Raw genomic sequence first — 9,415 nt, forward strand, 5'->3', positions numbered from 1 at the left:
TGAGCTTTCAGGTATCCTTTTTTCTATCATACTTTCTGCATGAAGGAAATCCCTGGTTTTCCTGTCAAAATTAACACACTAGCAACAGGGAAGATATACAGCAGTTTGTAAAGCTGAACAGAGTTTGCACCAATAGGTGATAAAGTTTTGGGGTCAACTCCGGGAAATTGGGGTTCAAAGCCAGTCCGAGCGCTACTAGCACTCAAAATAGATGAAGATAATCCTAAACCATTTTGGACACTACCATCACCACTGACACCACCTAAGAAATTATGCGCTTGTAATCCAGTAATCAGTATGTCTTTACCTGTAAAGCTGGTGGTGAGATTTAAGCGAACTCGGTTGTTTAAAACTATCTTTGGATCATCTTGACTAGGAGAACCACCTCTAGCACCAATAGCGGCAATAATCGCCTCTCCACTTAATTTAGTGGTTGTGGAAAATTTATCTTTTTCTAACTCTGTTGTCCGTGCTTCTACTACATCTACTCTTCCCCGTAATGTCGCCAATTCGGTAGAAAAGTCTGCTTGCAGTTTTTGCAAGGTCATTATATCTTGCTTTGATGGTAAATCAGCAGTCGCAGTGGCAATTAGCTCGTTAACTCGATCTAAACAAGCATTTAAGCCAGCAGCAAATTCATAGCGACTTAAAGCCCGATTGCCGCGAAATGTGCCATTAGGATATCCTGCAATACAACCATATCGCTCCACTAGAGATTGTAATGCCGAAAAAGCCCAGTCTTTAGGCTGAACGTCGGAAAGTTGAGATACAGATGTTACTTGGTCTATTGATGAATCTGTCTGTTTCTGAACCTGAGTTGTTGAAGGGGTAACTTTTTGATCACTGGTAATTTCAGGAGAGTTGACAGGTTGAGTATTTTGACCTAAATTTTGGGGATTCTCATCTATCGCTTGTGCGGGTAATATCCCAGCGAATAAATACAGTACACCTATACCGCAAGCACTGGCTATTTTTATTTTCACGAAAACTCCTCACAGATTGGGTATAAAAATTGAGAATCAATAGTGATATTTCAGGAACTATTCTCGAACCTGATTATGTATAACTATTAATCAATGGATAAGATTTGTGTTTCTGATGACTTGTTGTATCTAGTTTAATTTACTGATCCAGCAATCGTTATTATAGCAACAAAGGGTAGTAAATTATATTTTGGTTAAAAATTGATGATTAAAATTTATATCCGTTTTGGGTGAGTGATATCATCAAATTATATATAGATAGAATAATCTGGAAACGTTTTATGAAACGTCTCCACCAGGTTAATTTAGAAGTAATAGCTTAAAACTATACTGTTATGCGCTTGAATCAGGGAGAAAAATTAGGTCAAAAGGCATACATAACTCTTACTTTCACTACTAACTCCTGAGTCCTGAGTCCTAACTCCTGCAATAACACTTATCTACAAAATCATTCGCTAAATCCAATAATTCCAGATCATCAATATCAAGATCAATATCACTTGCTAATATATCTTTTACAGCCGATGTTTTCTCATTATCTCTAGAAATTCTCAAGCCTTCTTCTAAATCTACTGCTAAATCAAACAAGGATGTGTCTCCTACATACTTTCTAATTTTGATGGCTACATCATCATCACTAACTAAAAAGTCTTTAATAGTATCAAATAAAGGGTTGGATATTTCATCATCACCCCAGGTTTCTAGCCAATCACCCTCCACATCTTCTACATAAATATGAACAAAATTTAGTCCATAATTTAACCAATCTTGCTGCATATTCCGGGCTGCTGCTAACGCTTCCGTCAGGTTTTCGAGTTGAGCGCTATTATTAGTCTGTTGTTGGTTAACCATAGATGGTGTTTTCAGCGGATTAATGATGTTAGCTAGGACACAGATTTCGATTTCAATATGGGGGAATCAGGAAAAATTCATATACTTCCCTTCCGCAAGATGATCACTGTTATACAGGGCAACATTGACTAACTGATGGATAAAATCATGGTCTTGGGGATTGTAACTTAAGAATAAGCCTCGTTCTATTTCCCACAATTGCAGTGAATTTTGCCACTTTTGATACTTGGTGTTATGAAATTCTTCACTGACACTGGTAATTTGAATACAGAGTGGTTTATTTTGATGATTGCTAACAATCAGGTCTGTTGCCATAGAAAGGTCAGCTATATAACGCCGCCAAAAATCACCTTCCCGATGAACAACATCCTGGGCTATATATTTAATGATATCACTATCAGCTTGATTAAACTCACCCGCCATCATTTTTTTCTTCCAAATATAAAATTTGGTGTCTGTGGCATTAATCCACTTAGGGAACAGATAACCGTACCAATACCTTTCATTGGCGGTCATTTGCTCAAACTGTAATCTTTTATCTTCTTCTGAAGGTAAAGACTTAATTGCTAACCAAACCTTAGAGTCCGTAATTACTTCTAATAAAAAGGCAACAACGATGGGTTTGGATATCAGCGAACCAAGCTTGATATGTTTAATCCAACGGTTAATATCTCTTAATTTTGTTGTGAGATTTGGATCTATTTCAGCGGCTTGCTCGATTAATAAATTGAGTCTATCTTTAATTTCCTTGGCTTCCAAACTATACCCTATTGTAAAACACTAACATGGCATTTAAGGATTTATATCCTACTAAATCAGTAAATAAGGTTGTTAAAAACATTATCATTATTTTATCTTACGGCGTACTGAACGATTCAGCGTTAATTAATTGTCGTATTGGTGGAGAACTAGATTAGCATATCAGTAAATAATCTTTACACTTGACGCAACTTTATGAAAATCTCAAGTTTTTTGGCACAACTTCGTTAAAAATAGTTTTCAGTCACAATATCGTTTGCATCCATCATTATATTATGTCTCAACCAACTATAGAATCCATTTTACAGGAAAAGCGGCTTTTTCCGCCTACCAGTGATTTTTCAGAAAATGCCCAGATTAAAAGTTTAGCAGATTATCAGTATCTTTACGACAAAGCCAAAGCCGATCCTCAGCAATTTTGGGCAGAATTGGCAGAAACTGAGTTGCATTGGTTTCAAAAATGGGACACGGTGCTAGATTGGCAACCGCCTTTTGCTAAGTGGTTTGTGAATGGGAAGATAAATATTTCTTACAATTGTCTTGACAGACATCTCACTACTTGGCGAAAAAATAAGGCGGCGTTGATTTGGGAAGGTGAACCGGGAGATTCACGGACGCTGACTTATGCTCAATTGCATCGGGAAGTATGCCAGTTTGCGAATGTGTTAAAGCAGTTGGGGGCAAAAAAGGGCGATCGCATTGGTATTTATATGCCGATGATTCCCGAAGCTGCTATTGCCATGTTAGCCTGTGCGAGAATTGGCGCACCTCATAGTGTGGTATTTGGTGGTTTTAGTGCTGAAGCTTTGCGCGATCGCTTGAATGATGCCGAAGCTAAGTTAGTGATCACAGCCGATGGTGGTTGGCGTAAAGATGCCATTGTCCCCCTGAAAGAACAGGTAGACAAAGCTTTAGAAAATAATGCCGTTCCCAGTATTACAGATGTGTTAGTTGTCAAGCGCACAAATCAAACAACTCACATGGCAGCAGGGCGTGATCATTGGTGGCACGATTTACAAAAAGGCGTTTCTGCTGATTGTCCCGCTGAACCTATGGACAGTGAAGATATGCTGTTTGTTCTCTACACTTCTGGTAGTACAGGCAAACCGAAGGGGGTTGTCCATACCACTGGCGGTTATAACTTATACAGCCATATTACCACGAAATGGATTTTTGATCTCAAAGATACTGATGTATATTGGTGTACTGCTGATGTAGGTTGGATTACTGGACATAGCTACATTGTTTATGGACCACTTTCCAATGGGGCAACTACTCTAATGTACGAAGGTGCGCCCCGTGCTTCTAATCCTGGCTGTTTCTGGGATGTGATTGAGAAATATGGCGTTAATATTTTTTATACTGCACCAACGGCAATTCGCGCCTTTATCAAAATGGGTGAACACCATCCTAACAAACGTAATCTTTCTTCTCTGCGATTACTGGGAAGTGTGGGTGAACCTATTAACCCCGAAGCTTGGATGTGGTATCACAAAATCATCGGTGGTGAACGTTGTCCGATTGTGGATACTTGGTGGCAAACGGAAACTGGTGGCATTATGATTACACCGTTACCTGGGGCAATTGCGACTAAGCCTGGTTCAGCTACTCTCCCCTTCCCCGGTATTATTGCGGATGTGGTGGATTTAGAAGGGAATTCTGTCCCTGATAACGAAGGTGGTTATTTAGCCATTCGTCATCCTTGGCCGGGAATGATGCGGACTGTGTACGGTGATCCTGATCGTTTCCGCCGCACCTACTGGGAACATATTCCGCCCGCAGATGGTAAATATACGTATTTTGCTGGCGATGGGGCGAGAAAGGATGAGGATGGCTATTTCTGGGTCATGGGGCGCGTGGATGATGTCCTGAATGTGTCTGGACACCGCTTAGGGACGATGGAAGTAGAATCTGCGCTGGTGTCTCATCCGGCGGTAGCTGAGGCGGCTGTGGTGGGTAAACCAGATGATTTGAAGGGTGAGGAAGTTGTAGCTTTTGTGACTTTGGAGGGGACTTATCAAGCCAGTGAGGAGTTGAGTAAGGAACTGAAGAAGCACGTTGTCAATGAGATTGGGGCGATCGCTCGTCCTGGTGAAATCAGGTTTACTGATGCTTTGCCAAAAACCCGTTCTGGGAAGATTATGCGCCGTTTGTTGCGGAATTTGGCATCAGGGCAGGAGGTGTCAGGGGATACTTCCACTTTGGAGGATCGCAGTGTTTTGGATAAGTTGCGGGAAGGGAATTAATTTAGGTTAGTTTCGCGCAATCTCTCTTAGAGATCCCGCAGGGTAGGCGCTAAGAAGCAAAGGCGCAAAGTAATCTGGGGTGGGCAAAATTGCCTATCCTAGATTATGGGAAGGAAATTATATCTTGAATTATGATAGGGGTATATATAAGAAGATGAGAGATGCACTAGGACAAAGAGGTGAGAGGATATTTGAAGTTTTAATCACTAAATTTCACTCTGATGCTGGTTCTATCTTTAAGCCGCAGTTTTTAGGAGATAAATGGCAGTATGTTGATTTTATTGTGGAGTTAGTAGGTGCTGTTTCTTATGTTCCCTATTTCTTTGTACAAGTCAAAACTACTAGGCAAGGTTATACTAGAAAAGATAATCGTCTTAAGGTGAAAGTAAAAGAAGAATCTGTAGTAGGTATAGCATCTTATCCAGCACCAACTTATATAGTTGGAATTGATGAAATTCAAGAAGTTGGTTATTTAGTTTCGGCTAATGGTGAAAATTTAAAATCTCTCTCAAGTCTATCTACTAATTTTCCTCTTAATAAACAAAATAGAGAAATTCTTTGGCACGAAGTAAATAATTTTTGGAGTCAATACAACTCGAAAAATTTAGTTTCGCAATTTTCTGATCAACAGTGGAGATAAAACAATGCAAACAGAACAACCTTGGTACATTGGTTTACGTTCAGAAGCTTTGACAGTTGTGTACTTAACTCGTCGTGATGATTTAATTGTTTCTCAACAAAAACAAGGACAAGGAGGTTTAGATTTTTCAGTTACAATCACCAAAGATGGTAATTACACTGGGAGAATTTTTGGTGTACAAGTGAAAGCCACAGTTTCTAGTTCTGAATTAATTCAGGATGATGATATTTTTAGGCTAAAAAATCAAGAATATAACAATTTGAAAGTTTTCAGAGATTTACCATTTCCAGTTTGCTTATTTTTCTTTACTCTAGATAATGATAAAGGATATTATAGATGGATTTTAGAACCTATTATTAATGAGGGAAATAATATGAGCTTGAAATTTAATGAAGATGAGGAATTAAAAAATCTGAATGATCAAGAAATAGATAATATTATCGCAATGATTAACAGTTGGTATGACCATAAAAATAATTTAGTATCAGTATAAGATCGCTCATTCAAGTCAGATCCCCGACTTCTTTAAGAAGTCGGGGATCTTGTTGTTCATAACTCATTTAGACTTGCTATACTTAGCCACCAGACTGGCTAAAAGTTTTAAATCTATTGGTTTAGAAATATACTCATTGACACCAGCCGCAAAACAACTTTCCCGATCGCCCTTCATAGCCATAGCTGTTTGAGCAATAATCGGTATATGCTGATATTTTGGGGTTTCTCGTAATTGCTGGACCAAATTTAAACCATTAGCATCAGGTAAACTCACATCCATCAAAATTACTGCTGGTTCTGTTTCTGCGAGACTATTCCACATTTTTGCCCCATTCTTCACCCAATTAACCTGATATCCTAATCTTCTTAAATAAATTCCCATTAATTCCCCATTGGGTAAATCATCTTCCACCAGCAAAATTACCGGCGAGGAAGTCATCTCATCATCACCAGGATGAATAACCACCTCTAAATCGAGTTCTGCTGTTGTTTCTATAGCTGCTAAAACTCCTCCCGTTGGTTTCAGAGGAAGTAAAACACTAAAACGAGAACCTTGATCAAATACAGATTCTAACTCTAAATAACCACCATGAATTTCTGCTAATTTTTGAGTCACTACCAACCCCAAACCCGTACCTTCTTGACGACCGGCTGCGGGATTAACCACTTGACTATAGGGTTTAAATAATCGAGATTGATCTTCACAAGAAATACCTGTACCAGTATCCCAAACTGTAAACCGCAAAAATCCATCCTGACTAGAAATCTGTAAGCCGACACTACCTTTCATTGTAAATTTAATCGCATTGAAAAGTAAATTCAATAACATTTGTTTAAGTCGCAAAGGATCAGCGATAATATTTTGAATCCCCGGTGCAATTTCTAAACGCAATGTTAAACCTTTATTAGCAGCTTTCTCTTTTACCAAAGCTAAAATATTCCGACACAAAGTAGAAATATCAACTACTTCCCATTGTACTTCTAGCTGATTGGCTTCAATTTTCGAGAGATCCAAAATATCATTAATTAATCCTAATAAATGCTTACCACTAGATTGAATAATCCGTAAATATTCTTGATGACGGGCTTTCTCTGGTTCATAACCCTGTGCTAATAGCAAATGGGTAAAACCAATAATTGAACTGAGGGGAGTGCGGATTTCATGACTGGTATTTGCCAAAAACTGATTTTTAAGTTGATTAGTCCGTTCGAGTTCTTGATTAAAATTAGCTAAATCCTGGTAATACTTTTGAGAAGATTGTATTTGTACAAGTTGCGTTAAGGCTGTGCGACACTTTTCCACAGTCTTTGTGATTAGTTTTAACTTTAGAGGGAAAAAAATATCTTTCAGTAATTTGCAATCGGGTACAAAATTGCTGGTGCTGATGATTAACCACGCTTTTATTCCTTGAGTATTCTCAAATAAATACCAAGCACTTTGGTATTTTTGAGTTTCCATTTCCTCTACATCTTGTAAATTGATAGATTTATGCAGTCTCAAAAATGGCTTTTTCTCAGTTGGGGATATTAGCTCGAAATTGGGATTTAATGATGATAAATGGGAAATATAAGAGATTCGACCAACTATTTGCTGTGGTTCAAATAGGGCAATACCTACAATACACTGAGTAAACGCAATTAAACTATCACTTAACGCTTTGTGAAGTTCATTAACAACGATTTGACAAATTTCTGCTTCTGTCGCCATTCCTAATGCAGTCTTAGTAGCCACAGAAATTAGATAATCCTGAAGACGAATTTGCAACTGATTTAAGCTGTTTTCCAGCCAAAACTGATACCGCAGATGTTCAATTGGTGTCAGCCGGAGGTTTCCATCTATTTGTGAGTTTCGTTCTGGTAAACTTGAAAATTGCTGCATGGTCAACTAGACCGCTGAAGAAAACATCCTAATCCTGCTCACAAATAAAAATGTAAACAGTACTTATGTATATTAACCTACGAATGCTTTTTTTATGTAACCCTTGGAGAAGGAGTCAGCACTTCGACAGGCTCAGTGACCAGTTAGGAGTCAGGAGTCAGCCAGGGAATAAATTCCCTGTCTAAAAGCTAAAGTCGGTTAAAACCGACTACTTTGGCATAAACTAGGATAATTTTTGATTTTGAGTTAACCAGAGTGCGTTTTAACGCACTTTAGCTTTTAGATCGGAACTTAAGTTCCGGGAGAGTTGCTTCAGTGAATAACAACTGCAAAAATTTACAATAATTTTACGGTAACTTCATATTTATGGATATTACACAATTTGCTCAATTGATTATTAACGGTATTGCTGTCGGTAGTATTATCGCCTTAGCAGCAGTAGGACTAACCTTAACCTATGGGATTTTGCGGTTGTCTAATTTTGCTCACGGTGATTTTCTCACATTAGGCGCTTATTTGACTCTTATGGTCAATGCTATGGGTCTAAATATTTGGTTATCAATGATTGTGGCTATCGTGGGAACTGTGGGGGGAATGTTACTAGCGGAGAAATTACTATGGTCAAAAATGCGGTCTATCCGTGCTAGTTCGACAACTCTGATTATTATCTCTATCGGTCTGGCCTTATTCCTCCGCAATGGGATTATTTTTCTCTGGGGTGGTAAAAACCAAAATTATAATTTACCCGTGATTCCGGCTTTAGAATTGGGGACTTTAAAAATACCGCAAAATCAGTTATTGGTGCTGGGATTAGCGATTCTGGCAATTTTATCCCTACACTACTTGCTGCAAAATACCAAAATCGGTAAAGCAATGCGGGCTGTAGCTGATGATTTAGATTTAGCTAAAGTCTCTGGTATTAATGTTGATAGAGTAATTTTATGGACTTGGGTAATTGCTGGGACATTCACTTCTTTAGGTGGCAGTATGTACGGGCTAATTACGGCAGTGCGTCCGAATATGGGTTGGTTTTTGATTTTACCTTTGTTTGCTTCAGTGATTTTGGGGGGAATTGGCAATCCTTACGGAGCGATCGCCGCAGCGTTTATCATTGGTATTGCCCAAGAAGTTAGCACCCCCTGGCTAGGTTCACAGTACAAGCAAGGTGTAGCCCTTTTAATCATGATTTTGGTGCTGCTTATTCGCCCCAAAGGTTTATTCAAAGGCACGATTTAAACAGCACCAGTCTACTTCTAACTATTCAATGATGTGGAAGTAGTAAGCTGCTACCAAAAAGTTAACAGCCAAAAGTAATAACGCCCAACCAGTCCGGAAAGCGTAGGAAGGTTTAGCAGTGGGTTTGCCCTTAGCAGTCATAAGCGGTTCTCCTAATTTAGTGACTTTTTAAGAAATAGCAAACTCACGCGCCAATTTTGCAAATTCTTTAAAAATATTTTTGTAAGGAGTCAGGAGTCAGGAGGAAGAAAGAAAGAAAGAAAGAAAGAAAGAAAGAAAGAAGTAAATAAATTTATACCCCTGCTCCCCTGCTCCCCTACTCCCC

Annotated in this window: 8 protein-coding genes and 1 pseudogene; 4 read left to right on the forward strand and 5 right to left on the reverse strand. The window is 38.7% G+C overall.

Features of this window, described 5'->3' with window-relative positions; genetic code table 11:
- Window positions 1–65 precede the first annotated feature (65 nt).
- The 3 genes and pseudogenes from FJR05_RS10305 to FJR05_RS10315 form a co-directional block, all read right to left on the reverse strand.
- Window positions 66–983: pseudogene (locus FJR05_RS10305) on the reverse strand (iron uptake porin); the annotation flags it as partial.
- A gap of 417 nt (window positions 984–1,400) precedes the next feature.
- Window positions 1,401–1,835: a hypothetical protein gene (locus tag FJR05_RS10310; RefSeq protein WP_168644016.1), complete on the reverse strand. Its 435-nt coding sequence runs from the start codon at window positions 1,833–1,835 to the stop codon at window positions 1,401–1,403.
- Window positions 1,836–1,901: 66 nt separating this feature from the next.
- Complete coding sequence (locus FJR05_RS10315) at window positions 1,902–2,594, reverse strand: hypothetical protein (RefSeq protein ID WP_168644017.1); 693 nt, start codon at window positions 2,592–2,594, stop codon at window positions 1,902–1,904.
- A 275-nt stretch (window positions 2,595–2,869) separates the two neighbouring features.
- Between FJR05_RS10315 and acs the strand changes: the two genes are divergently transcribed.
- The 3 genes from acs (at window position 2,870) to FJR05_RS10330 (ending at window position 5,973) form a co-directional block, all read left to right on the forward strand.
- Complete coding sequence (gene acs, locus FJR05_RS10320) at window positions 2,870–4,840, forward strand: acetate--CoA ligase (RefSeq protein ID WP_168644018.1); 1,971 nt, start codon at window positions 2,870–2,872, stop codon at window positions 4,838–4,840.
- 154 nt (window positions 4,841–4,994) lie between these two features.
- Window positions 4,995–5,480, forward strand: a complete 486-nt coding sequence (locus FJR05_RS10325) for a DUF4365 domain-containing protein (RefSeq protein WP_168644019.1) — start codon at window positions 4,995–4,997, stop codon at window positions 5,478–5,480.
- 4 nt (window positions 5,481–5,484) lie between these two features.
- Window positions 5,485–5,973 carry a DUF4365 domain-containing protein gene (locus FJR05_RS10330; protein WP_168644020.1) on the forward strand — a complete coding sequence of 163 codons (489 nt, stop codon included), beginning with the start codon at window positions 5,485–5,487 and terminating at the stop codon, window positions 5,971–5,973.
- 63 nt (window positions 5,974–6,036) lie between these two features.
- On the opposite strand, the gene hrmK is transcribed toward FJR05_RS10330, so the two are convergent.
- Complete coding sequence (gene hrmK, locus FJR05_RS10335; protein ID WP_168644021.1) at window positions 6,037–7,854, reverse strand: hybrid histidine kinase/response regulator HrmK; 1,818 nt, start codon at window positions 7,852–7,854, stop codon at window positions 6,037–6,039.
- Window positions 7,855–8,220: 366 nt separating this feature from the next.
- Here hrmK and FJR05_RS10340 point away from each other — a divergent pair, with 366 nt between their 5' ends.
- Window positions 8,221–9,090 (forward strand): branched-chain amino acid ABC transporter permease, encoded by an 870-nt coding sequence (locus FJR05_RS10340; protein WP_168644022.1) that lies wholly within the window; start codon window positions 8,221–8,223, stop codon window positions 9,088–9,090.
- Between the two features lie 21 nt (window positions 9,091–9,111).
- On the opposite strand, the gene FJR05_RS10345 is transcribed toward FJR05_RS10340, so the two are convergent.
- Window positions 9,112–9,231: a photosystem I protein PsaX gene (locus tag FJR05_RS10345; protein ID WP_168644023.1), complete on the reverse strand. Its 120-nt coding sequence runs from the start codon at window positions 9,229–9,231 to the stop codon at window positions 9,112–9,114.
- Window positions 9,232–9,415 lie beyond the last annotated feature (184 nt).

This window comes from Dolichospermum sp. UHCC 0259 (assembly GCF_009711935.1).
In the GTDB taxonomy this organism is placed as follows: Bacteria; Cyanobacteriota; Cyanobacteriia; order Cyanobacteriales; family Nostocaceae; genus Dolichospermum.